Genomic DNA, 24,499 nt, shown 5'->3' on the forward strand with positions numbered 1-24,499 from the left:
CTGTGACTTCATGGACCCGAGGAACGACCGAGCGGGAGCACGAGTGAAGACCGGGTCCACGGGTCACACGGGGTGAGCCACGGTTCACCAGCGTCGAGAGGTGCGTACAGCATGGCCAAGCAGAACGTCGCCGAGCAGTTCGTCGACATCCTCGTCCGCGCGGGCGTCAAGCGCCTGTACGGAGTCGTCGGCGACAGCCTCAACCCGGTCGTCGACGCCATCCGCCGCACCAAGGAGATCGACTGGGTCCAGGTGCGGCACGAGGAGACCGCCGCCTTCGCGGCCGGCGCCGAGGCCCAGATCACCGGCCGCCTGGCCGCCTGCGCGGGCTCCTGCGGCCCCGGCAACCTCCACCTGATCAACGGCCTGTACGACGCGCACCGCTCGATGGCCCCGGTCCTCGCCCTCGCCGCGCAGATCCCGTCCAGCGAGATCGGCCTCGGGTACTTCCAGGAGACCCATCCCGACCAGCTGTTCCGCGAGTGCAGCCACTACAGCGAGATGATCTCGACGCCGAAGCAGATGCCGAGGCTGCTGAACACCGCCATCCAGAACGCCGTCGGCCGCAGCGGCGTCAGCGTCGTGTCGCTGCCCGGCGACGTCGCGGGCGAACCCGCCCCGGAGAGGGCCGCCGAGACCGCGCTGGTCACCACCCGCCCCTCCGTGCGCCCCGGCGACACGGAGATCGAACAGCTCGCGACGATGATCGACGAGGCGCGGAAGGTCACCCTCTTCTGCGGCAGCGGCACGGCGGGCGCGCACGCCGAGGTGATGGAGTTCGCCGAGAAGATCAAGGCCCCGGTGGGCCACGCCCTGCGCGGCAAGGAGTGGATCCAGTACGACAACCCGTACGACGTGGGCATGAGCGGGCTGCTGGGGTACGGGGCCGCCTACGAGGCGACGCACGAGTGCGACCTGCTGATCCTGCTCGGCACGGACTTCCCGTACAACGCGTTCCTGCCGGACGACGTGAAGATCGCTCAGGTGGACGTGCGCCCCGAGAACCTCGGGCGCCGCTCCAAGCTGGACCTCGCCGTCTGGGGCGACGTGCGCGAGACGCTGCGCTGTCTGACCCCGCGTGTCTCGCCGAAGTCGAACCGCAAGTTCCTCGACAAGATGCTGAAGAAGCACGCCGACGCCCTGGAGGGGGTCGTCAAGGCGTACACCCGCAAGGTCGAGAAGCACGTCCCGATCCACCCGGAGTACGTCGCCTCCGTCCTCGACGACCTCGCCGCCGACGACGCGGTCTTCACCGTCGACACCGGCATGTGCAACGTCTGGGCGGCCCGCTACCTCACCCCCAACGGCAAGCGCCGCATCATCGGCTCCTTCAGCCACGGCTCGATGGCGAACGCCCTGCCGCAGGCGATCGGCGCCCAGTTCACCGACCGCAAGCGGCAGGTCGTCTCGATGTCGGGCGACGGCGGCTTCTCGATGCTGATGGGCGACTTCCTCACCCTCGTCCAGCACGACCTGCCGGTGAAGGTGGTCCTGTTCAACAACTCATCGCTCGGAATGGTGGAGTTGGAGATGCTGGTGGCCGGGCTGCCGAACTACGGCACGGCCAACCACAACCCCGACTTCGCCGCCGTCGCCCGCGCCGCCGGTGCCTACGGCGTCCGCGTCGAGAAGCCCAAGCAGTTGGCCGGCGCCCTCAAGGACGCCTTCGCGCACAAGGGCCCCGCCCTCGTCGACATCGTGACCGACCCGAACGCCCTCTCCATCCCGCCCAGGATCAGCTCGGACATGGTGACCGGTTTCGCCCTCTCCGCCAGCAAGATCGTGCTTGACGGCGGGGTGGGCCGGATGGTGCAGATGGCCCGCTCGAACCTGCGGAACGTGCCGAGGCCGTGACACCGGCCCCGGCACCGGCGCCCGCTCAGGCGGGCCGCAGCCGCAGCGTGACGATCTGGAACGGCCGCAGCGCGAGAGCGAGGCCCGCCTCGCCCGTCTCCGCCTCGTGCAGCGGCCGTTCGAGCAGGTCGGCCACCTCGGCCCGGGCCACCGGGAACGACGTGCCGAGCACGGCCGCCGCCCGTCCGCCGCGCGACTCGTAGAGCCGTACGACGACATCGCCGCTGCGGTCGTCGGCGAGCTTCACCGACTCGACGGTGACCGCCGGGTGGTCGACGCTCACCAGCGACGGCAGGACGGGCGCGTCGGCCACCCGCAGCGGCAGATTGAGCGCGAGCCCCTGCGCCACCGCGTCACCGGTGCCCGCCCCCGGCAGCAGCGCGTACGTGAAGCGGTGCGTGCCCCGGTCGGTCTCCGGGTCCGGGCTGTGCGGGGCCCGCAGCAGGGTCAGGCGCACGGTGGTGCCGAGCGCGTCGCCGTGCTCCTCGCGCGTCACGTCGTGGCCGTACGTCGAGTCGTTGAGCACGGCGACGCCGTACCCCTCCTCGGCCACCCGCAGCCAGCGGTGCGCGCAGATCTCGTAACGCGCCGCGTCCCAGCCGGTGTTGGCGTGCGTGGGCCGGTGCACATGGCCGAACTGGATCTCGGCGGCGGACCGTTCGGCGTGCACGTCGAGGGGGAACGCGGCCTTGAGGACCTTCTCCGACTCGCGCCAGTCGACGTCCGTGACGACGTCCAGGCGTCGGCTGCCCGCCGCGAGCCGGATCTCCTGGGTGATCCGTGAGTCCCCGAAGGACCGCACCACGCGCACCGCGACCCGCAGCGGCCCGTCCTCGACGAGTTCGACGGACTCGGCGTCGTCGAGGTCGGTGTGCCGGCGCCGGTAGTGCTTGTCGAGGTCCCAGGCGTCGTAGTGGGTGGGGTGGTCGGGGTGCAGCTGGAGGAGGTTGCCGGGGGCGGCGAGGACCTCCCGGCCCGCGTCCAGGTCCTTGACGGAGGTGAGCAGCCCGGCGGCGTCGACGGTGACGCTCAGGTGCTCGTTGGTGAGCAGGATCGTGTCGCCGGTCGTGTGCGCGAGAGCCCCGGGCCCCGCGTCCCGCGCGGCGTCCAGGCTCCGGCTGCCGAGCGCGGGGACGTCGACGCGCACCAGCGTGCCGTCGCCCGGGTCGACGACCTCGTCGCGCGGGTACGGCGAGGCGTTCAGGGCCGCGGGCCCGCCCGCCCCGAGCGACCGCACGGCCGCCGCCGTGATCTCGTCGAGCTCGGCGAGGACCCGCTCGTAGGTGTCGCGCGCCTCCCGGTGCACCCAGGCGATCGACGAGCCCGGCAGGATGTCGTGGAACTGGTGCAGCAGCACCGTCTTCCACAGCCGGTCCAGGGTGTCGTACGGATACACGTACGCGGGATCGCGCACCGCGGCCGCCGTGCACCACAACTCGGCCTCGCGCAGGGCGTGTTCACTGCGCCGGTTGCCGCGCTTGGTCGCCGCCTGCGTGGTGTAGGTGGCGCGGTGCAGCTCCAGGTACAGCTCGCCCGACCAGACGGGGGCCTGCGCCCCGTACTCCTCCTCGGCCGCCGCGAAGAACGCCGACGGCTTCTCGATCTCGACGCGCGGCGACCCCTCCAGGGAGCGCAGCCGCCGGGCCCGCTCCATCATCTCGCGGGTGGGGCCGCCCCCGCCGTCGCCCCAGCCGAACGGCACCAGGGAGCGCGACGCGCGCCCCTTGTCGGCAAAGTTCCGCTCGGCGTGGGCGAGTTCGGCGCCGTGGAACTGCGAGTTGTAGGTGTCGACGGGCGGGAAGTGGGTGAAGACCCGGGTGCCGTCGATGCCCTCCCACCAGAAGGTGTGGTGCGGCATCTTGTTGGACTGGTTCCAGCTCAGCTTCTGCGTGAGGAACCAGCGGATGCCCGCGAGCTTCGCCAACTGCGGGAAGGCGGCGGTGTAGCCGAACGAGTCGGGCAGCCAGATCTCCTCCGTCTCGACGCCGAACTCCTCCCGGAAGAACCGCCTGCCGTGCGTGATCTGCCGGGCGAGCGCCTCGCCGCCCGGCATGTTGGCGTCCGACTCGACCCACATCGAGCCCACCGGTGCCCAGTTCCCGTCCGCCACGGCCTTCTTGACGCGCTCCCAGACGTGCGGCTGGTGCTCCTTCACCCAGGCGTACTGCTGGGCCTGCGAGCAGGCGAAGACGAGCTCCGGATACTCCTCGGCCAGCGCCGTCACATTGGCAAAGGTCCGCGAAGCCTTGCGCACCGTCTCGCGCAGCGGCCACAGCCACGCCGAGTCGATGTGCGCGTGACCGGCCGCCGACACCCGGTGCGCGCTGGCGTGCGCGGGACGGGCGAGGACGCCGGCGAGCTCGGCGCGGGCCGCGGCCGCCGTGCCCGGCACGTCGTGCAGATCGAGCGCGTCGAGCATGTCCTCCAGGGCGCGCAGGATCTCGTGGCGACGCGGACGTTCGGGGTCCAGTTCGCGCATCAGCTCGGAGAGCACCTCGATGTCCAAGGTCAACTGCCATACGTCCTCGTCCAGTACGGCGAGATCGGCAGACGCGAATCGGTACATCGGGGTAGTGCCTGCGGTCAGTACGTCGCCGAGCGGTGTCGGCATGAAGTCGTGCAGAACGACAGGATTGGCCGCCGCTTCCAGGAGCAGGTGCACCGGCTCGCCGCCCCGGGCGGGGGAGGCCACCGGAATATGCCGATTGCGCGGGTGAACGCCCTTGAGGGGCACGCCCGACGCGTCGTGGACGAGGCCCTCCGCCTGGAAGCCGGGGCCGTCCCCGCTGAAGCCGGGATCGATCACCACTTCGACCCGCCGGCCGCGCCACTCCTGCGGCACCCGGCCCCGCATGCGGAACCAGCTGGTGGACCAGGGGTTTCCCCACTCGGTGCCGGTCTCGAAGGGTTCGTACGCGGCTTCGAGGGCCGTCCCGACCGGCACCGGCTCGCCCGGCGCGTGCCAGACGGAGAGGGACAGCGGGGTGCGCAGCGTGTACTGGGCGGGCTGGATGAACTGGCGCAGTGCCCGCTCCAGGCGGCCTTCCACCAGCAGTCGGTCGTCGTGCACTCGGGCTCCTCGGGGCTGAAGCGGCGGTGTCCACCGCTTCACTTCCCCCCGATGCCGTGCCGCACCCACCGCCGTTGGTTGACGATTCGACAAGCGTGCCGCCATGCGCCCGGGGCATGCATGTCGTGAGGTTGTTCGAGCAGGGAGGCAGAGACATCGCTTTGTGGGCGGGGGTCATGACGAGGCAGTCACGTGGGGGTGGCTCCGGGGCAATCGGGGCCTCCTCGCCGAGAGAACAGGACGAGAGGGCCGGCGAGGCGCCGGAAGGACCGGACAGCGGACAGCTCACGCGGAGGCTGGGAAGAGCCGATCTGCGCGCCGTGTCCGAGGTCAGGAGGGCCCTGAGGGAACTTCTGAGGCACTGGGGGAAGCCCGGAAGATCCGAGACGGCCGAACTCCTCACCAGCGAACTGGTCACCAACGCACTGGTGCACACCGATCACGACGCGTACGTCACCGCGACCCTGGGCCCGCGCGGCCTGCGCGTCGAGGTGCGGGACTTCGTGGGGGTCCGCCCCGAGCCGCGGGTACCGAACGCCGACGACGGTACGAACGGACGGGGCCTGATCCTCGTGCAGTCCCTCGCCGACGCGTGGGGCGTGCGGGCGCACGGGGTGGGAAAGGTGGTGTGGTTCGAACTGGACGGCGGCGGCACGGTGTGAGCCGTGCCGCCGCCGGACCGGCCGGACCCGGTGCGGTCAGCCGAACTGCTGTTCCAAGTCCTTCAGCTTCTGCTCCAGCGAATCGAGCCGGGGCAGGGCCTGGGTGTCGTCCTCCGCCGTCAGGTCGACGGTGACGGGGGCGACGGGGTCGGAGCCGTCAGGGCCGTTCCTGACGGCCTGCAGGGAGGGACGGGAGCGTACCGGCAGCTGTTCCTGCGCCGGTATAGCAGGGTCCGCGCCGACCTGCGCGGACCCGGCGGCCTGCGAGACGGCCTGCACCTCCACCTGACGGCCGCCGCCGCGGCCCTGCCAGGTGCGGTGGCCCCGGCTGAGGGCCTTGAGCTGCGCGCGCTCCAGCTTCTCCTGGTCGCGCCTGCGCAGCCGTGCGCTCTCCTTCTCGCGGCGGTCCTCCCGGACCTCCTCGACGGCCTCGTCCAGGGTGCGTACGCCTTCGAGGAGCATCAGCGACCAGGCCGCGAAGGTCTCGCGGGGCGCGCGCAGCCACCGCACGATGCGGATCTGCGGCAGCGGCCGCGGCACCAGGCCCTGCTCGCGCAGTGCCGCCCGGCGGGTCTGCTTCAGCGCGCGGTCGAAGAGCACCGCCGCCGAGAGCGACATCCCGGCGAAGAAGTGCGGAGCGCCCGCGTGGCTCAACCCCCGGGGCGCGTGCACCCAGTTGAACCAGGCGGCCGCGCCCGCGAACGTCCACACGAGCAGCCGTGAACCGAGCGCCGCGTCGCCGTGGCTCGCCTCGCGCACGGCGAGGACGGAGCAGAACATCGCCGCGCCGTCGAGGCCGAACGGGACCAGGTACTCCCAGCCCCCGGAGAGGCTGAGGTTCTGCTGCCCGAAGCCGACCAGGCCGTGGAACGAGAGCGCGGCCGCGACGGCGGCGCAGCAGAACAGGAGCACGTAGGAGGCGGTGCCGTAGATGGCTTCCTTGCGCCTGCGGCGTTCCTCGGTGCGCTCCCACGAGTCGTCGCCCGCACTCCCTTTCGCCGCCTTGCCGTGGCCTCGCCTGCCGCGCGCGAGCACCGCCACCGCCACCAGCATGCCCAGGAGCAGGACGCCGCCGGGAAGCAGCCAGTCCAGCGATATGTCGGTCAGTCTCATCTGGGGGTCCCTTGCGTTGCGGTAGGGCGTATCGGGCGCCATATTGACCCAACCCCGACGGCAGGCAGGGGGTTTCGGGGCAAGAGAACGCCAAGGGGGGTGCATGGGAGCACACGGGGCGTACTTTTGCTCGAACTCATGGCCAGGGACCGGGCGTTGAGTTCGATTGGGCGCGACTCGGCCGAGCGGGGCTCAGTCGGTCGGGGCGGCCGCGCTCAGCCGTGCGACGCGCTCCGCGTCGCAGGTGCGCGGGCAGGTGACGCAGGTGTCCTCGGGGCGCAGCGTGTAGAACATGCAGCAGCTCGCCCGGTCGCGGGTGGGCAGCGCCTCCCCGTCGGGGCCCGTCAGTTCCCGGAAGCCGGCCGTGCCCACGTACGGCTTGGTGGCGCCGGGGAGCAGGCGCTCCAGCTCGGTCACCGCGCGCCGCTCCTCGCCGAAGAGGTGGGCGACGTACCAGAGGCCCTCGACGATCTCGTCGGTGGCGAGGCTCCACAGCGCGCGCGAGCGGCGCCGCATCCGGGGGCCGAAGGTGTCGAGGAGCGGCCCGAGGTGCTCGGCGACCGCGGCCCGCACCTCGCCGCGCAGCGCTTCCTCGTCCGGCACGACACGGGCGCCGGGCAGCGCGGCGGCGGGGTCGTCGGGGAGGCAGGCGAAACTGTGCGTGCGTACGGCCATCCGGCCCAGCGTGCGGTGGTAGGAGACGTCGGCGACCGGGAAGCGCGGGACGCGGCGGTGCAGGAACCAGGGGACCGTGATGAGCAGGGTGGCCGGCCAGGCGTAGCGGTGCAGCCCGAAACTGGCCACCACGTCCGGCCGCGCCCGGGTGCCGTAGTCCTTCAGGACCTGGGCGTCGTCCCAGGCCAGGAACGCGTCGAGGTCGGCCCCGCCCTCCGCGAGCCGGGCGGCGGTGACCCAGCCGTCGCCCCGGGGAGCCTGTTCCCCGGGGCCGAGCTCGGTGATCTGCAGTCCGGAGTACACCTCGGCGAGGCGGGCGTAGGAGTCCGCTACGGCACTGCGGGCGCCCACGGCGGGTGCGGACAGGGTGAGTACGGACATGCGGGGGACCACCGAATCGCGATCGATAGCAGGTAAGCCTTACCTTACCCGACGTGATCGAGGTTTCAACTCCGGTCGTGCCCGCCTAGGGTGCCTCTCGTACCTTTCGGAGCAGTCGGAAGCGGGGCGGAACGACGTGGAGCAGACCGGAGCACGCGAGGGGGGTCCCCGGGCCGGGGCGCCGCGCGTCCGGGTGCCGGAGCAGGCGAGGGCCGAGACGCGCGGGTCCGCCGCGCACGGGGGCGAGCCGACGGCCGCCGTCCCCGCGCCCCGCCGCACGGTCCGGCGCAGCTCCGTGCGCGGGCAGGTCCTCGCCGCGCTGCGCGCCGCCCTGGTCGGCGGCGAGCTCGCGCCCGGCGAGGTGTACTCGGCGCCCGCACTCGGCGAGCGCTTCGGTGTCTCCGCGACCCCCGTCCGCGAGGCGATGCAGCAGCTGGCCGTCGAGGGCGCCGTGGAGGTCGTCCCCAACCGCGGCTTCCGGATCACCGAGCGCAGCGCCCGCGAGCTCGCGGAGCTGGCCGAGGTGCGGGCGCTGATCGAGGTGCCCGTGATGCTGCGGCTCGCCCGCACCGTGCCCGCCGCGCGCTGGGCCGAACTGCGGCCGCTCGCCGAGGCGACCGCGACCGCGGCGGCGGGCGGCGACCTCGCGCGCTACGCCGAGTCGGACCGCGCCTTCCACGGCGCGCTGCTCTCCCTGTCCGGCAACCAGCAGCTGGTGCAGGTCGCGGACGACCTGCACCGGCGCTCGCAGTGGCCGCTGGCGAGCGGGCCCGTCGCGGGCCGCCGGGCCGACCTGGTGGCCGACGCGGCCGAGCACATGGCGCTCCTCGAAGCGCTGACCGTCCAGGATCTGGGCGTGGTCTCGTCGCTGGTCAAGGAGCACTTCACGGGGGCCGGGGGCTGACGCCGGACCCCTGCGGGGCCCGGCGGCCGTGAGCTACACCGCGGCGGCCGGTGGCTGCAGATGCTGGGCGAGCCAGGACGGTACGCCGCCCAGGAGGCGGAACAGGCGGGTGGCCTCGGCGCGCAGCCGGGTGGCTTCCGGCTCCGGCTCCGCGTCCGCGAGCGCGGCGAGCGCCGGGGCCGTGCCGACCAGGTAGCCGAGCTCCTCGCGGATGCGCAGGGACTCCGCGAAGCCGTGCCGCGCCTCCGCCAACTCCCCGTCGCGCAGGGCAAGTCCGGCCAGATGACGCCAGGTGAAGGAGAGCAGCAGGGGGTCGGAGTGCGCCGTCGCGCCCGCGTGGGCCCTGCGGTACGCCGCCTTCGCGGACTGCGGCGAGTCGGCGATGTGTTCCGCGATCAGCCCTCTGCGGAAGTCCAGCAGTGGCCGTCCCGGTGCGTTCGGGGCGAGCAGCGCGGCCGCCCTGCCCAGCGCCGTGCGCGCCTCGTCGGCGCGGTCGCGTACGCCCAGGACCGTTGACGCGTAAGCCAGTTGGCCTCGTTCGCAGGCCGCGGCGCCCCGGTCGTCGTCGTCCTCGGCGAGCGCCTCGGCGGTCCGCAGACCGTCCTCGGCCTCGCCCCAGCCCTCCCCGGTGAACAGGCACCGCTCGACGAGGAGCGCCGTCCTCTGGAGTGCCGCGGCCGCCCCGGCCCGCGAGGCCAGCAGCGCCGCCGCGTCGGTCCAGCAGCCGCGTGAGCGCAGCCGCCATACCGCGGTCTGGAGTGGATCGTCCCCTGCAGTCGTTCCGGTACCAGACATGGCGGTATGCGCCACGTTGCCCTCCCCGAGCACACCATTGAGCTGTTGAGTCGTGGGCGAATCTCAGCATGGATCGCGGCACCGGGCCAAGAGGCTGGGTGAAAGAATTCACAAAGGGCGGGACGGGAACGGGGTCCGGGCCGGCCGGCGCCCCGCGGCCGCCGGCCGGCTCCGTACCCCGATGACCTCAGCTCATCCGCAGCGCGAGGAAGAAGTCGAGCTTGTCCTCGAGGCGCGAGAGGTCACGGCCCGTCAACTGCTCGATGCGGCCCACCCGGTAGCGCAACGTGTTGACGTGGAGGTGCAGGCGCGCGGCGCAGCGCGTCCATGAGCCGTCGCAGTCGAGGAAGGCCTCCAGGGTCGGGATGAGCTCGGCGCGGTGGCGCGAGTCGTACTCCCGCAGCGGGTCCAGGAGCCGCGCGGTGAACGCCCGCCGCACGTCGTCCGGGACGAACGGCAGCAGCAGCACGTGCGAGGCCAGTTCCTGGTGGCCGGCCGCGCAGACCCGGCCGGGGCGCGCCGCGGCCACCCGGCGCGCGTGCCGCGCCTCCTCCAGGGCGCCGCGCAGCCCCTCCGCCGAGTGCACGGACGCGCTGACGCCCAGGGTGAGGCGGCCGTCGCCGTCGAGGCCCGCCGACAGCGGGTCGTGCACGGACGCCAGGAGCGCGTCCGCGATCAGCCCCGTCTCCGAGCCGTCGTGCTCGCTGGAGACGGCGGGCAGCGGCACGAGCGCGATGGCCTCGTCGCCGGTGTGCGCGACCGCGATCCGGTCGGACGGCTCGGGCCCGGCCGACGCCGGGTCCACGAGGATCTCCTCCAGGAGCGACTGGGCGACCGGACCGCCGTCGATCTCCCCGCCCTCCCACTCCACGCGCGCCACCACGACCTGCCAGTGCGGGGCCGTGCCGAGGCCCGGCAGGAGCACCGGGGCGGCGACGCGCAGCCGCGCCGCGATCTCCGCGGGCGCCGCACCGGTCTGCACCAGTTCGAGGACCTCCTGGGCGAGACGGCGGCGCACGGTACGGGCCGCGTCGCGCCGGTCGCGCTCGACCGCGATCAGCTGCGTCACGCCCTGCAGCAGGTCGAGCCGCTCCTCGGGCCAGTCGCCCGCGTCGGCCTCCACGGCGAGCACCCAGTCGGAGAGCACCGACTCGCGCACGTCGCGCGAGGCGCCGGCCGTGCCGCGGCCACTGGTCCGAATGGGGAACAGCGAGTACGTGAGCGCGTCCACCGTCACGCGGTGCGGTCCGCGCCGGCCCGTTCGGACGGCCGCCAGGTGCTCCCCGGCCAGCCGCGCGCAGAGCGGTCCCGGCAGGGCGGTGCCCGCGGCGCCGGACCCGGCGATCACGCGCCCCGCGGGCGAGAGCACCCAGGCCCGCAGGTCCAGGTCGGTGCCGAGCAGGTCGAGGACGACGTCGGGGCCGCCGCCCGCGGGGCCCGAGGTCATCAGGCGGCGGTGCCGGTCGACGACGGCCGCGAGGTCCCCGGCGCGCTCGCCGGAGACCTGGCGCACCACGTGCTCGGTGATGGTCGCGAAGGCCACGGATTCGTTGACCGCGAAGAGCGGCAGGCGGTGCCGGGCGCAGGCGGCGACGATGTCGTCGGGGATGGCCCCGAGCTCGGCCTCACCGGCGGCGAGCGCCGCGACCCCCGCGCTCGCGAGGATGCGGACGAAGGGTTCGGTGTCCGAGGCGTCGCGGCGCCAGGCGAGGCCGGTGAGGACCAGCTCGCCCCCGGCCAGGTAGCGGCTGGGGTCCCGCAGGTCGGTGGTCATCACACCGCGCACGGTGCGGTCCAGCTCGTCCTCGCCGCCGAGCAGCCGCAGGCCCAGCGCGTCGGTGTCCAGGAGTGCGCGCAGCCGCATGGTGTCGTCGCCGCCGATCTGTCTCGAATGGTGTGTACAAACATGTGCGCTCTGTAGCGCCGGGGCCCCGCGTCGCAGGGTGGCCGCGGTTTCCGGGGGGAACCCGCGAGGTTCCTGGGGCCCGTTCTTCATACGAATCTACAAGACGCGCGGCTTGGCCAGCCAACTCCTTCATGGTTTCGGTGACTGACCCCATCGGACGAGCGGGCGGTGTACTTGCCCCACTCCGCGTTAACAGCACATGAACGAGCAGTCGAGGGACCAACGGCCCGAGTGGCCTAAACGGAATCCTCTGATTCGGAAATCTCGGGTCCCTCGAAGCGAACGACCCTCGATACGAACAAGAAGAGAGCCTCATGGACTTCCTTCGCCCCGCCAGCTGGGAGGAGGCGCTCGCCGCCAAGGCCGAGCACCCCACGGCTGTGCCGATTGCGGGTGGCACCGACGTGATGGTCGAGATCAACTTCGACCACCGTCGTCCCGAGTACCTGCTTGACCTCAACCGCATCGTCGAGCTGCGCGAGTGGGAGGTGGGCGAGGAGACGGTCCAGCTGGGCGCCTCCGTCCCGTACACGCAGATCATGGAGGAGCTCCGCACGGAGCTTCCCGGCCTCGCGCTCGCCTCGCACACGGTGGCGTCCCCGCAGATCCGCAACCGCGGCGGCGTCGGCGGCAACCTGGGCACCGCGTCCCCCGCGGGCGACGCCCACCCGGCCCTCCTCGCCGCCGACTGCGAGGTCGAGGTGGAGTCCGTGCGGGGCTCCCGGCTGATCCCGATCGACGAGTTCTACACCGGTGTGAAGCGCAACGCGCTCGCCGCGGACGAGCTCATCAAGTCCGTGCACATCAAGAAGGCGGACGGCCCGCAGCAGTACTCGAAGGTCGGCACCCGCAACGCGATGGTCATCGCCGTGTGCGCCTTCGGCATCGCGCTGCACCCCGGGACCCGGACCGTGCGGACCGGCATCGGCTCCGCCGCGCCCACCCCCATTCGGGCGAAAGCGGCCGAGGACTTCCTGAACGCGGCCCTCGAAGAGGGCGGCTTCTGGGAGAGCAAGAAGATCATCACCCCCTCGATCGCCAAGCAGTTCGCGGAGCTCGCCTCCGGTGCCGCCAACCCGATCGACGATGTGCGCGGCACGGCGAGCTACCGCCGGCACGCCGTCGGGATCATGGCCCGCCGCACGCTCGGCTGGACCTGGGAGTCGTACCGCGGCGACAGCCGCAGCACTGAGGGAGTCGCATAATGCGCGTGAACTTCACGGTCAACGGCCGTCAGCAGGAAGCCGACGACGTGTGGGAGGGCGAGTCCCTCCTCTACGTGCTGCGCGAGCGCATGGGGCTGCCGGGCTCCAAGAACGCCTGTGAGCAGGGCGAGTGCGGTTCCTGCACCGTCCGTCTCGACGGCGTGCCGGTCTGTTCGTGTCTGGTCGCGGCCGGTCAGGTGGAGGGCCGCGAGGTCACCACCGTCGAAGGGCTCGCCGACTACGCCAAGCACCGTGCGGACGCCCACCCGGGCGGCGGCTGCGCCTCCGGCGCGTGCGGCACCTCGATCCAGGACGCCCAGCAGTGGCAGGCCAACCCGGAGAAGGGTGCCACCGACTCGCAGACCGGCGAGGGCGGCGAGCTCTCCCCCATCCAGCAGGCGTTCATCGACGCCGGCGCCGTCCAGTGCGGCTTCTGCACCCCCGGCCTGCTCGTCGCGGCCGACGAGATGCTGGAGCGCAACCCGCAGCCGTCGGACGCCGACATCCGCGAGGCGCTCTCCGGCAACCTCTGCCGCTGCACCGGCTACGAGAAGATCCTTGACGCGGTCCGCCTCGCGGCCGCGCGCCAGTCCGAGGGGGTCTGACGCCATGGGAACCACAGGTACACCCACCAAGATCACGCAGGGTTCCAAGACCAAGGGCGGCATCGGCGAGTCGACGCTGCGCCCCGACGGCACCCTGAAGGTGACCGGCGAGTTCGCGTACTCCTCGGACATGTGGCACGAGGACATGCTGTGGGGTCACACCCTGCGCTCGACCGTCGCGCACGCCGAGATCGTCTCCATCGACATCTCGGAGGCGCTCGCGCAGTCCGGCGTCTACGCCGTCCTGACCTACGACGACCTGCCGGCCGCGATGAAGAACTACGGCCTGGAGATCCAGGACACCCCGGTCCTCGCGCACAAGAAGGTCCGCCACCACGGTGAGCCGGTGGCCCTGGTCGCCGCCGACCACCCGGAGACCGCGCGCCGCGCCGCGGCCAAGATCCGAATCGAGTACAAGGAGCTGCCCCTCATCACCGATGAGGCCTCGGCGACCGCTCCCGACGCCGTACTCGTGCACGAGGGCCGCGACGACCACCACATCGGCCACGTCCCGCACCCCAACATCGTGCACCGCCAGCCGATCGTCCGCGGCAACGCCGAAGAGGCCGCCAAGAAGGCCGACTTCATCGTCAAGGGCGAGTACACCTTCGGCATGCAGGACCAGGCCTTCCTCGGTCCCGAGTCGGGTCTCGCGGTGCCCTCCGAGGACGGCGGCGTCGAACTCTACGTCGCCACCCAGTGGCTGCACTCGGACCTCAAGCAGATCGCCCCCGTCCTCGGCCTGCCCGAGGAGAAGGTGCGCATGACGCTCTCCGGCGTCGGCGGCGCGTTCGGCGGCCGCGAGGACATCTCGATGCAGATCCACGCCTGCCTCCTGGCGCTGCGCACCGGCAAGCCGGTCAAGATCGTCTACAACCGTTTCGAGTCCTTCTTCGGCCACGTGCACCGCCACCCGGCGAAGCTCTACTACGAGCACGGCGCCACCAAGGACGGCAAGCTCACGCACATGAAGTGCAAGATCGTCCTGGACGGCGGCGCCTACGCGTCGGCCTCCCCGGCGGTCGTCGGCAACGCCTCGTCCCTCTCGGTCGGCCCGTACGTGATCGACGACGTCGACATCGAGGCCATCGCCCTCTACTCCAACAACCCGCCCTGTGGCGCGATGCGCGGCTTCGGCGCCGTCCAGGCCTGCTTCGCCTACGAGGCGCAGATGGACAAGCTCGCCGACAAGGTGGGCATGGACCGGGTCGAGTTCCGGCGGCTCAACGCCATGGAGCAGGGCACGCTCCTGCCGACCGGGCAGCGCGTCGACTCGCCCGCTCCGGTCGCCGAGATCCTGCGCCGCATCAAGGCCCGCCCGCTGCCGCCCGAGCGCCAGTGGGAGTCCAGCGAGGGCGCCGACGTGCGCCAGCTGCCGGGCGGCCTGTCCAACACCACGCACGGCGAGGGCGTCGTCCGCGGTGTGGGCTACGCGGTCGGCATAAAGAACGTCGGCTTCTCCGAGGGCTTCGACGACTACTCGACCGCCAAGGTGCGCATGGAGGTCATCAACGGCGAGCCCGTGGCGACCGTGCACACCGCGATGGCCGAGGTCGGCCAGGGCGGCGTCACCGTCCACGCGCAGATCGCCCGGACCGAGCTGGGCGTCACGCAGGTGACGATCCACCCGGCCGACACCCAGGTGGGCAGCGCGGGATCGACGTCCGCGTCGCGCCAGACGTACGTCACCGGCGGCGCCGTCAAGAACTCCTGCGAGCTCGTCCGCGAGAAGGTCCTGGAGATCGGCCGCCGCAAGTTCGGCACGTACCACCCCGCGTGGGCCACCGCCGAACTGCTCCTGGAGGGCGGCAAGGTCGTCACCGACGGCGGCGAGGTCCTCGGCGACCTGGTCGACGTCCTGGAGGGCGAGACCGTCGAGATCGAGGCCGAGTGGCGCCACCGCCCCACCGAGGCCTTCGACCTGCGCACCGGCCAGGGCAACGGCCACGTCCAGTACTCCTTCGCCGCGCACCGCGCGGTCGTGGAGGTCGACACCGAGCTCGGCCTGGTCAAGGTCATCGAACTGGCCTGCGCCCAGGACGTCGGCAAGGCGCTCAACCCGCTGTCCGTGATCGGCCAGATCCAGGGTGGCACCACCCAGGGCCTGGGCGTTGCGGTCATGGAGGAGATCATCGTCGACCCCAAGACCGCGAAGGTCAGGAACCCCTCCTTCACGGACTACCTGATCCCCACCATCCTCGACACGCCGACCATCCCCGTCGACGTGCTCGAACTCGCCGACGAGCACGCCCCGTACGGGCTCCGCGGCATCGGCGAGGCCCCGACCCTGTCGTCCACCCCTGCGGTCCTCGCGGCCATCAGGAACGCGACGGGCCTGGAGCTCAACAAGACGCCGGTACGCCCTGAGCACCTGACCGGTACGTAACCCCCACCGGGTGGAGAGCGAGCCGTCCACCCCCGAAGCCCTCCGCGCGGTGCGGGCCACCGAGGAACGTCACACTTCCGCCGCCCGCACCGCCCGGAGCCCGGCTCCCCTCCCCACGAGGGAGCGTCGTTCGTCTCGGGCCGTCCCCCGGGTCGTGCAGCCAACGCACCATCCCAAATCCCGTGAACCCAGCGGGTGCCCCTGTGAACCTTGGGAGTAGGCACCATGACCCAGTCGTCAGTGGAGCCCAGGACCACCGCAGAGGACGCGGGCCCCGGCTCACGCGTCCCGGCCGGCAGGTCTTGGCTCGATCGGTACTTTCACATATCCCTGCGGGGATCGACGGTCGCGCGCGAGGTGCGCGGCGGCATCACCACCTTCATGGCGATGGCGTACATCGTCCTGCTGAACCCCGTCCTGCTGTCCGGAAAGGACGCGGCCGGGGACACCATGGGCCAGAAGGCCCTGATCACCGCGACGGCGCTCGCCGCGGCGGTCACCACGCTCCTGATGGGGTTCATCGGCAAGGTGCCCCTGGCCCTGGCCGCCGGACTCTCCGTGTCCGGAGTGATCTCCTCGCAGGTGGCACCCGAGATGACCTGGCCGCAGGCCATGGGCATGTGCGTGATGTACGGCGCCGTGATCATGCTCCTGGTGGTCACCGGGCTGCGTGAGATGATCATGAACGCCATCCCGCTCGCCCTCAAGCACGGCATCACCATGGGCATCGGGCTCTTCATCGCCATCATCGGCCTGGTCAAGGGCGGCTTCGTGCACCCCGGCAAGGCCACCCCGCTCTCGCTCGGCCCCGCCGGTGAACTCTCCGGCTGGCCCGTGCTGCTCTTCGCCGGCACCCTCCTGCTGATCTTCATGCTGCAGGCGCGCAACACCCCGGGCGCGATCCTGATCGGCATCGTCACCGGCACCGTCGTGGCCGTCGCGCTCAACGCGCTCGACGTCATCGACCCCAAGCAGTGGGCGAACGGCGCCCCCGAACTGCACGGCAGCGCGGTCTCCTCGCCCGACTTCTCCCTCCTCGGCGACGTCGAGTTCGGCGGCTGGGGCGAGGTCGGCGCGATGACCGTCGGCATGATCGTCTTCACCCTGGTCCTGGCCGGCTTCTTCGACGCGATGGCCACCATCATCGGCGTCGGCACCGAGGCCAACCTCGCCGACGACAAGGGCCGCATGCCGGGCCTGTCCAAGGCGCTGTTCATCGACGGCGCGGGCGGTGCCATCGGCGGCGTGGCGGGCGGCTCGGGACAGACCGTCTTCGTCGAGTCCGCGACCGGCGTCGGCGAAGGCGCCCGCACCGGCCTCTCCTCGGTCATCACCGGACTGTTCTTCGCCGGCTGCCTCTTCTTCACGCCGGTCACCGCGATCGTGCCCCAGGAGGTCGCGTCCGCCGCGCTCGTCGTCATCGGAGCGATGATGATGATGAACGCCCGGCACGTCGACTGGGCCGACCGCGCCACCGCGATCCCGGTCTTCCTGACCGTCGTGCTCATGCCCTTCACGTACACCATCACCACCGGTGTCGCGGCGGGCGTCATCTCCTGGGTCGCCATCAAGGTCGCCCAGGGCAAGGCCCGCGAGATCGGGGCCTTCATGTGGGGCCTGACCCTCGTCTTCATCATCTATTTCGCCCTCAACCCCATCGAGAGCTGGCTGGGCGTCCACTGAGGCGCCGAGCCCTCCGCACACCCGCAGAGCCTGAGGAGGCCGAGATGCTGGACATCGCCGACGAGTTGAACCGGTGGGTCGAGCAGGGACGTGACTTCGCCGTCGCCACCGTGGTGGCGGTCGGCGGGAGCGCGCCCCGGCAACCCGGTGCCGCGCTCGCCGTCGACAGCGAGGGCACGGCGATCGGCTCGGTCTCCGGCGGATGTGTGGAGGGCGCCGTCTACGAACTGTGCCGGCAGTCCCTCGACGACGGCGAGACCGTCCTCGAACGCTTCGGCTACAGCGACGAGGATGCCTTCGCCGTGGGCCTGACCTGCGGCGGCGTCATCGACATCCTCGTCACCCCGGTCCGCGCGGACGCCGCGGCGCGGCCGGTGTTCGGCGCCGCGCTCGCCGCGGCCTCCGCAGGGGAGGCGGCAGCCGTCGCACGCGTCACCTCCGGACCCGCCGGCCTTCTCGGCCGCGCCCTCCTCGTCCGCGCGACGGACGGGGCGGGGGCGTACGAGGGCGGCCTCGGCGGCCATCCGGAGCTGGACCGCACCGTGGCGGAGGAGGCCCGCGCCCTGCTCGACGCGGGCCGCACCGCGACCGTGGAGATCGGCGAGGACGGCTCGCGGTGCGGAGCGCCGCTGGTCGTCCTCGTCGAGTCCAGCGTCCCGCCGCCCCGCATGATCGTGTTCGGGGCCATCGACTTCGCCTCGGCGCTGGTGCGCATCGGCAAGTTCCTCGGCTACCACGTGACCGTGTGCGACGCGCGCCCCGTCTTCGCGACGCCGACGCGCTTCCCCGACGCCGACGAGATCGTCGTCGAGTGGCCGCACCGCTACCTGGAGTCCACCGACGTCGACGGCCGCACCGTCCTCTGCGTCCTCACCCACGACGCCAAGTTCGACGTACCGCTGCTGCACCTGGCGCTGCGGCTGCCCGTCGCCTACGTCGGCGCCATGGGGTCGCGCCGCACCCACGAGGACCGCAACGAGCGCCTGCGCGAAGTGGGCGTCACCGAGCTGGAGTTGGCCCGCCTGAGGTCGCCCATCGGACTGGACCTGGGCGCGCGCACGCCCGAGGAGACCGCCCTGTCGATCGCCTCGGAGATCGTCGCCCACCGGCGCGGCGGCAGCGGAGTCTCCCTGACCGGCGCCCACACGCCCATCCACCACGACGGCACGCGCGGCCCCTCGGGACGGATCGGCTCGGTCGCCTGAGCGGGAGCCTTCGTCAGGGACGGCCCGCGCCCGATGCCGGGCCCGCCGCGACGAGCCGGTCCGCGGCGGCCCCGAACATCCGCCGCGCCACGGCCGCGAGGACCCCGTCGCAGAACGCGGGCAGCCACCGCACGCGCAGGTCCTCGCGCCACACCAGCGCCGAACCCGGACCGCGCGCGGGGTAGACCTCGATCTCCGCCCACCCCGTCACGAACGCCCCCCGCTTCTCCAGCCGGCACCGCCCCGGCGCGGTTCCGTCCGGCGGGGACCACTCGACGACCTCCATCACGTCGTCGAAGCCGACGGGACCCAGCGCGGAGCGGGCGACGAAGACCGTGCCGGCGTGGGTCGGCGGGGGAGTACGGACCGTAACGCGGGTGAGCGGGACGACGTCGCCGTGCCGCTCCCAGGTGGTGAGGCGGCGCCACGCCTCGGCGGCGGGCAGGGGCATGTCTCGGGTGATCTGGAAGATGGCCACCCTGTGAGCCTGCCAGGCCGCGGCCCGGTCCGCCGGACAGTGCCTAGCGGTAGACCTTGCCGGGCTCGGCCTTGCCGGGTGCGAGCAGCTGCGGCACCGTCACGAAGACATAGCCGCGCTTCTTCAGCCCGTCGATGACACCGGGAACGGCCGGCACGGTGCCCTTGTAGATGTCGTGCAGCAGGATGATGCCGTCCCGCTCGGTCTGGTCGAGGACCCGCTTCTCGATCAGCTTGGAGTCATTGGTCGTGTAGTCCTTCGCGGTGACGGTCCACAGGACCTCCGCGAGACCGAGCTCCTTGGAGAGCTTGTTGACGTCGTCGTCGGTGCGGCCCTGCGGCGGGCGCATCAGCGTCGGCTTCTTGCCTATGAGCTTCTCGATCGCCTTGTTGGGGCGCTCCAGCTCGCGCCGCGCCTCCTTCTCGTCGATCTTCGTCAGGATCTTGTGGGACCAGGTGTGGCTGGCGACCTCGTGGCCCTCGGCGTCCATCCGCTTCACGAGCTCGGGGTACTTCTCTATGTGGTTCTTGCCGAGCGTGAAGAAGGTGGCGTGGACCTGCTTCTCCTTGAGGATCTCGAGAAGTCTGGGCGTGTTCTCGCTGGGTCCCGCGTCGAAGGTCAGCGCCACGCACTTGGCCTTGCGGCAGTCGACGGTGCCCATCTTCCCCTGATCGGCGGCCTTCGCGTTCGCGCCGTCCTTGCGCACGGTGCTGGGCGAGGTGGTGTCGAGCTTGGTGCACCCCGTCAGGGCGAGGGCAAGGGCCGCTCCGGTCGCGAGGACGGAGGTGGCGCGACGAGGCAACCTCTTGCGGGAGCGCGTCGTCTTGCTGTGGGAAGAGATGTTCGAGGGGGGCATGTGATGACTATACATCGCATGTATACACCTCGTTCATAGTGGGCGTCGGCTCCGGACGGAACGGGTAGAGGCAGCGGGCAGGAGCGGCACGGCCGGGGAGGGTGCGCAGAGCCCCGCGCCGCACCGCGCGGCCCCACTGATCCCCTCCCCGAGGAGCAAGATGCCCCCGTCCCACCGGCCCCGCGCCGCGCTCGCCCTGTCGCAGGGAGCGGCCGACGCCGTCCTGGAACAACCGGCCCTCGACGCGCTCGCCGAGGTCACGACGCTCGAACCGCCGCCCGTGCTCGACGACTTCGGCACCGGCCGCGCACGCGCCGTCCTCGCCGGGACCGAACTCCTCGTCACCGGGTGGGGCTGCCCGCCGCTCACCGCCGAGGTGCTCACGTACGCCCCGCGCCTGCGCGCCGTCGTCCACACGGCGGGCTCCGTCCGGGCCCACGTCACCGAGGCGTGCTGGGAACGCGGCATCGAGGTGTCCTCGGCCGCCGCCGCCAACGCGCTGCCCGTCGCCGAGTACACCGTCGCGATGATCCTGCTCACCGGCAAACGCGTCCTGGAGAGCGCCCGCGAGTTCCGCGCCGCCCGTACCGAGGCCGACTGGCGGCGCACGCCCCGCTCCGTCGGCAACTACCGGCGCTCGGTGGGCGTCCTCTCCGCGTCGCTGATCGGACGCCGCGTCATCGAGCTGCTGCGCCCCTACGACCTGCGGGTGCTCCTGTACGACCCGTACGTCTCCGAGGAGGAGGCCGCCGGGCTCGGCGTGGAGCTCGTCCCGCTCGCCGGACTCTTCGCGCGGAGCGACACCGTCAGCGTGCACACCCCCCTGCTGCCCGCCACGCGCGGTCTCGTCGGCCGGGACCTGCTCGCGGCCATGCGCCCCGGCGCCGTGCTCATCAACACCGCGCGCGGCGCCGTCGTCGACCAGGAGGCGCTCACCGAGGCCGTCACCGCGGGCCGCGTCCGCGCGGTGCTCGACGTGACCGACCCCGACGTCCTGCCGGGCGACCATCCGCTGTGGGACTGCGAGCACGCCCTGCTCACCCCGCACCTCGCGGGCTCCCGGGGCAACGAGTGGCGGCGCCTCGCCGAACTCGCCGTCGACGAGGTCCGCCGCTGGGCCGCGGGGGAGGGCTTCGCCCACGCGGTGCGGCGCGACAGGCTCCCGTACCTGGCCTGAGCCGGAGGAGAATCAGCGCCCGCCCGAGCCTGTTGGACGGTGTATAACCCTTCCTCGCAAGGCGATTAGGGTGGTGTCCCGTACGACGAACGAACTCGGGCAAGGGTGCTGTGCGGGATTTCCTCTTGGTTTTGTGCGTGGTCACGGCCGTCACCTGTCTCGCCACCGGGCCGGTACGGAAATTCGCCATCGCGGCCGGGGCCGCCCCGGCGGTCCGGGCCCGCGACGTGCACCGCGTGCCCACGCCCCGCCTGGGCGGCATCGCCATGTTCTGCGGCCTGTGCGCCGGTCTGCTCGTCGCCGCCCGGCTGCCGGGCCTCGCCCACGTCTTCCCCACCGGCCAGCCGCAGGCCCTGCTGGCCGGGGCGGCGGTGATCTGGCTGGTCGGAACCCTGGACGACAAGTTCGAGATCGACGCGTTCAGCAAGCTCGGCGGCCAGATCATCGCGGCCGGCGTGATGGTCTACAAGGGACTCGTCATCCTCTGGCTGCCGATTCCCGGCTACGGCACGCTCTATCTGGACCAGGTCCAGGGCTCGTTGCTGACGGTCGCCCTGATCGTCATCACCATCAACGCCGTCAATTTCGTCGACGGGCTCGACGGACTCGCGGCGGGCATGATCTGTATCGCCGCCGCGGCGTTCCTCGTGCACAGCTACCGCCTGCTGTTCGGATACGGCATCGAGGCCGCCGAGCCCGCCGCGCTGTTCTCCGCCGTACTCGTGGGCATGTGTCTGGGATTCCTGCCGCACAACGTGCATCCGGCGCGGATCTTCATGGGCGATTCCGGTTCGATGCTGATCGGCACCGTGCTCGCCGGGTGCGCCATCTCGCTCACCGGCCAGGTGGACGCCTCCCTGTTCGTCCAGGCGGCGGGCAGCACGCACGAGGCGAACAAGGTGATGGTGCCGCTCTACATCCCGCTGCTGCTTCCCCTCACCGTGCTCGCGCTCCCCGTGAGCGACCTGGTGCTGGCGTTCGTCCGGCGCACGTGGCGCGGGCAGTCGCCGTTCGCCGCCGACAAGGGGCATCTGCACCACCGGCTGCTGCAGATCGGCCACTCGCACCGCCGGGCCGTGCTGATCATGTACGCCTGGGCGGCCCTGTTCGCCTTCGGGACGGTGGCGGTCGCCGCGGGCGGGGGAGCGCGCTGGTTCCTGCTGGGGCTCCTCGCCGTCAGCGCGACGGGGATGGTGGTGCTGATGCTCCCCGGCTTCTCGCCGTCCGCGACGCTGCGGACCGCGCGGTCGCTGGTCCCGCGGCTGCGTCCCGCGCGGGCCGATGAGCCCTCAGCGTCCGGCGCGCCGGTCCCGGTCGTGGCGCAGCAGTACGAACACCACGCGCCACACGGCCGCCCCGAGGCCTAGCACCCCGCCGGTCCACTTCAGTCCTTCGGCGCCGCGCGGCGGCAGGTCCCAGACCAGGGCCGGGGTCACGACGGCGCCGAACACGAGGGCTCCGACGACCAGCGCGCTCACGAGCGCGAACATGATCTCGACGGTCATCGCGTCCTTCTCCCAGCGGGATTCACGGCCCATGTCCATGGCCGGAGTTTCCCACGGCGCCTGCCGGAGGCGGAGACGGAGGCGGAGACGGCGGCCGCCCGAAGAAGGCCTGCCTCGTGAAAAGTGGCTGAATACAGCCTTGTGGGCCGTACTTGGGGGCGCCTTTCACGTATCAGTAAGGTTAGGCTAACCTCTCCCCGTGCTTCCAGGTGAAGAGACGGCCGCGGCTTCGCGTCCCCAAGGTCATGAACTGTCCGCCACGGGCGTCACCGTGGCGTACGACGGCGTCGACGTCGTGCACGACGCCTCGATGACGCTGCGGCCCGGCGACGTCACCGTCCTGGTGGGCCCCAACGGCAGCGGGAAGTCGACGCTGTTGCGCACGCTCGCCCGGTTGCAGCGCGCCCGCACCGCCACGCTCGTCATCGACGGCGGAACCGACGGCCTCGCCATGGGCCCCCGCGAGTTCTCCCGCCACGTCGCCCTGCTCACCCAGGGGCGCCCCACACCCAGCGGTCTGACCGTGCGCGACGTCGTCGAGTTCGGCCGCTACCCGCACCGGGGCCGCTGGGGCAAGGCCGACCCGGGCGGCCGGGCGGCGGTGGACCGCGCGCTCGCCCTGACCGGCGTCGCCGAGCTCGCCGGACGGGGCGCCGAGCACCTGTCCGGCGGCCAGCTCCAGCGCGTCTGGCTCGCCGGCTGCCTCGCCCAGGAGACGGGCGTCCTCCTGCTCGACGAGCCGACCAACCACCTCGACCTGCGCTACCAGGTCGAACTCCTCGACCTCATGCGGGACCTGGCGGACGACCACGGCATCGCCGTCGGCGCCGTCCTGCACGACCTCGACCAGGCCGCCGCCGTCGCCGACCGGATCCTCCTGCTCGACCGGGGCCGGGTCGTCGCGGACGGCGACCCCCACGACGTACTGACACCGGAGCGGCTGACCGACACGTACGGCATCCGTATCGACGTCGAGTCCGACCCCCTCACCGGCCGCCCGCGCACGCGCGCCATCGGCCGTCACCACTCGCGAAGCGAAAGGCTCAGCACCACCTCATGAGACGCCTCCTGTGCACCGCGGCGGCCGCCACCGTCGCGGCCCTCGCCCTGACCGCCTGCGGAACCACCGAGCCCGCCGCCGACGACGCCGAGAAGAGCGGCGAGTCCTTCACCCTCACCGACGGCACCGGTACGAAGGTGAAGCTCGACGGGCCCGCCAAGAAGGTCGTCGGCACCGAGTGGAACGCCGTCGAGAGCCTCCTGTCGCTCGGCGTCGAACCGGCCGGTGTCGCCGACGTCAAGGGCTACAAGACCTGGGACAGCGCCGTCCCGCTGACCAACGACCCCAAGGACGTCGGCACGCGCGGCGAGCCGAGCATGGACACCATCGCGTCCATCAAGCCCGACCTCATCATCGCGACCACCGACCTGCCCGCCTCCGCGGTCAAGCAGCTGCGCAGGATCGCCCCGGTCCTGAACCTGCGTCCGGCCGACGCCGCCGACCCCATCGGGCAGATGACCGAGAACCTGGACCTCCTCGCCAGGGCCACCGGCACCACCGAACGCTCCGCGAAGCTCAAGAAGGACTTCGAGGCGAAGCTCGCCGAGGGCAGGAAGGCGCTCGCCGACGCCGGTCGCGGCGGCGCGAAGTACGCCTTCGCCGACGGCTACGTCACCGGCAACCAGACCTCGATCCGCCCGTACACCGACGGCTCGCTGATCGGCGCCGTCAACAAGAAGCTCGGCCTGAAGAACGACTGGTCGGCCAAGGGCGACAAGGCGTACGGCCTCGGCTCCACCGACGTCGAGGGCCTCACCGCACTCGACGAGGACGTCCACTTCGCCTACATCGGCAACGACGGCGACAAGGGCAGCAACCCGTTCGCCGGTGTCCTGAAGAAGGACAAGGTGTGGACGTCCCTGCCGTTCGTGAAGAAGGGCAACGTACACCGGCTGCCCGACGGCATCTGGATGTTCGGCGGCCCCGGGTCGATGAACCAATACGTCGACTCCGTCGTGAAGGCCCTGAAGAAGTAGGG

20 protein-coding genes are annotated in these 24,499 nt (G+C 71.9%); 12 read left to right on the plus strand and 8 right to left on the minus strand.

Annotation, left to right across the window (positions count from 1 at the left end):
* The first annotated feature begins 111 nt into the window (after nt 1-111).
* Complete coding sequence (locus ACZ69I_RS23945) at nt 112-1,854, plus strand: pyruvate dehydrogenase (protein WP_470834448.1); 1,743 nt, start codon at nt 112-114, stop codon at nt 1,852-1,854.
* Nucleotides 1,855-1,879: 25 nt separating this feature from the next.
* Here ACZ69I_RS23945 and ACZ69I_RS23950 read toward each other — a convergent pair whose 3' ends face one another.
* Complete coding sequence (locus ACZ69I_RS23950) at nt 1,880-4,924, minus strand: alpha-mannosidase (protein WP_470834449.1); 3,045 nt, start codon at nt 4,922-4,924, stop codon at nt 1,880-1,882.
* 176 nt (nt 4,925-5,100) lie between these two features.
* Here ACZ69I_RS23950 and ACZ69I_RS23955 point away from each other — a divergent pair, with 176 nt between their 5' ends.
* On the plus strand, nt 5,101-5,586 hold the full coding sequence (locus ACZ69I_RS23955; protein ID WP_470834451.1) for an ATP-binding protein: 486 nt from the start codon (nt 5,101-5,103) through the stop codon (nt 5,584-5,586).
* Nucleotides 5,587-5,622: 36 nt separating this feature from the next.
* On the opposite strand, the gene ACZ69I_RS23960 is transcribed toward ACZ69I_RS23955, so the two are convergent.
* On the minus strand, nt 5,623-6,699 hold the full coding sequence (locus ACZ69I_RS23960) for a DUF2637 domain-containing protein (RefSeq protein WP_467678277.1): 1,077 nt from the start codon (nt 6,697-6,699) through the stop codon (nt 5,623-5,625).
* Between the two features lie 192 nt (nt 6,700-6,891).
* Nucleotides 6,892-7,755, minus strand: coding sequence for a (2Fe-2S)-binding protein (locus ACZ69I_RS23965; RefSeq protein ID WP_470834453.1), 864 nt, complete (start codon nt 7,753-7,755; stop codon nt 6,892-6,894).
* Nucleotides 7,756-7,891: 136 nt separating this feature from the next.
* Here ACZ69I_RS23965 and ACZ69I_RS23970 point away from each other — a divergent pair, with 136 nt between their 5' ends.
* The gene (locus ACZ69I_RS23970; protein WP_470834454.1) at nt 7,892-8,659 is read left to right on the plus strand and encodes a GntR family transcriptional regulator; all 768 of its coding nucleotides are present in this window, start codon (nt 7,892-7,894) and stop codon (nt 8,657-8,659) included.
* A gap of 33 nt (nt 8,660-8,692) precedes the next feature.
* Here ACZ69I_RS23970 and ACZ69I_RS23975 read toward each other — a convergent pair whose 3' ends face one another.
* Together ACZ69I_RS23975 and ACZ69I_RS23980 are read right to left on the minus strand one after the other, a co-directional pair.
* Nucleotides 8,693-9,454 (minus strand): hypothetical protein, encoded by a 762-nt coding sequence (locus tag ACZ69I_RS23975; RefSeq protein WP_467678284.1) that lies wholly within the window; start codon nt 9,452-9,454, stop codon nt 8,693-8,695.
* A gap of 187 nt (nt 9,455-9,641) precedes the next feature.
* On the minus strand, nt 9,642-11,318 hold the full coding sequence (locus tag ACZ69I_RS23980) for a PucR family transcriptional regulator (protein ID WP_470834456.1): 1,677 nt from the start codon (nt 11,316-11,318) through the stop codon (nt 9,642-9,644).
* Nucleotides 11,319-11,674: 356 nt separating this feature from the next.
* On the opposite strand from ACZ69I_RS23980, the gene ACZ69I_RS23985 reads away from it, so the two are divergent.
* From ACZ69I_RS23985 to ACZ69I_RS24005, 5 genes are all read left to right on the plus strand, one after another.
* On the plus strand, nt 11,675-12,565 hold the full coding sequence (locus tag ACZ69I_RS23985) for an FAD binding domain-containing protein (RefSeq protein WP_470834457.1): 891 nt from the start codon (nt 11,675-11,677) through the stop codon (nt 12,563-12,565).
* Nucleotides 12,565-13,170, plus strand: coding sequence for a (2Fe-2S)-binding protein (locus ACZ69I_RS23990; RefSeq protein WP_467678290.1), 606 nt, complete (start codon nt 12,565-12,567; stop codon nt 13,168-13,170). Before ACZ69I_RS23985 ends, ACZ69I_RS23990 begins: the two co-directional genes overlap by 1 nt.
* Before the next feature lie 4 nt (nt 13,171-13,174).
* A complete protein-coding gene (locus ACZ69I_RS23995; protein WP_470834459.1) occupies nt 13,175-15,556 on the plus strand; it encodes a xanthine dehydrogenase family protein molybdopterin-binding subunit in 2,382 nt (793 codons plus the stop codon).
* A 225-nt stretch (nt 15,557-15,781) separates the two neighbouring features.
* Nucleotides 15,782-17,239, plus strand: coding sequence for an NCS2 family permease (locus ACZ69I_RS24000; RefSeq protein ID WP_470834460.1), 1,458 nt, complete (start codon nt 15,782-15,784; stop codon nt 17,237-17,239).
* A gap of 44 nt (nt 17,240-17,283) precedes the next feature.
* Nucleotides 17,284-18,444: an XdhC family protein gene (locus tag ACZ69I_RS24005; RefSeq protein WP_467678297.1), complete on the plus strand. Its 1,161-nt coding sequence runs from the start codon at nt 17,284-17,286 to the stop codon at nt 18,442-18,444.
* Between the two features lie 13 nt (nt 18,445-18,457).
* Here the strand turns inward: ACZ69I_RS24005 and ACZ69I_RS24010 are convergent, their stop codons facing one another.
* Together ACZ69I_RS24010 and ACZ69I_RS24015 are read right to left on the minus strand one after the other, a co-directional pair.
* A complete protein-coding gene (locus tag ACZ69I_RS24010) occupies nt 18,458-18,922 on the minus strand; it encodes an SRPBCC family protein (protein ID WP_470834461.1) in 465 nt (154 codons plus the stop codon).
* A 43-nt stretch (nt 18,923-18,965) separates the two neighbouring features.
* On the minus strand, nt 18,966-19,778 hold the full coding sequence (locus tag ACZ69I_RS24015; protein ID WP_470834463.1) for a polysaccharide deacetylase family protein: 813 nt from the start codon (nt 19,776-19,778) through the stop codon (nt 18,966-18,968).
* A 160-nt stretch (nt 19,779-19,938) separates the two neighbouring features.
* On the opposite strand from ACZ69I_RS24015, the gene ACZ69I_RS24020 reads away from it, so the two are divergent.
* Nucleotides 19,939-20,955 (plus strand): hydroxyacid dehydrogenase, encoded by a 1,017-nt coding sequence (locus ACZ69I_RS24020; protein WP_470834464.1) that lies wholly within the window; start codon nt 19,939-19,941, stop codon nt 20,953-20,955.
* Nucleotides 20,956-21,065: 110 nt separating this feature from the next.
* A complete protein-coding gene (locus ACZ69I_RS24025) occupies nt 21,066-22,322 on the plus strand; it encodes an MraY family glycosyltransferase (protein ID WP_467678306.1) in 1,257 nt (418 codons plus the stop codon).
* Here ACZ69I_RS24025 and ACZ69I_RS24030 read toward each other — a convergent pair.
* Nucleotides 22,245-22,499 carry a DUF6332 family protein gene (locus tag ACZ69I_RS24030; protein WP_470834466.1) on the minus strand — a complete coding sequence of 85 codons (255 nt, stop codon included), beginning with the start codon at nt 22,497-22,499 and terminating at the stop codon, nt 22,245-22,247. The genes ACZ69I_RS24025 and ACZ69I_RS24030 overlap by 78 nt on opposite strands.
* Before the next feature lie 160 nt (nt 22,500-22,659).
* On the opposite strand from ACZ69I_RS24030, the gene ACZ69I_RS24035 reads away from it, so the two are divergent.
* Together ACZ69I_RS24035 and ACZ69I_RS24040 are read left to right on the plus strand one after the other, a co-directional pair.
* Nucleotides 22,660-23,520, plus strand: a complete 861-nt coding sequence (locus tag ACZ69I_RS24035; protein ID WP_467678310.1) for an ABC transporter ATP-binding protein — start codon at nt 22,660-22,662, stop codon at nt 23,518-23,520.
* Complete coding sequence (locus ACZ69I_RS24040; protein WP_470834468.1) at nt 23,517-24,497, plus strand: ABC transporter substrate-binding protein; 981 nt, start codon at nt 23,517-23,519, stop codon at nt 24,495-24,497. Before ACZ69I_RS24035 ends, ACZ69I_RS24040 begins: the two co-directional genes overlap by 4 nt.
* Nucleotides 24,498-24,499 lie beyond the last annotated feature (2 nt).

The sequence above is a fragment of the Streptomyces sp. NPDC036815 genome (genome assembly GCF_055609205.1).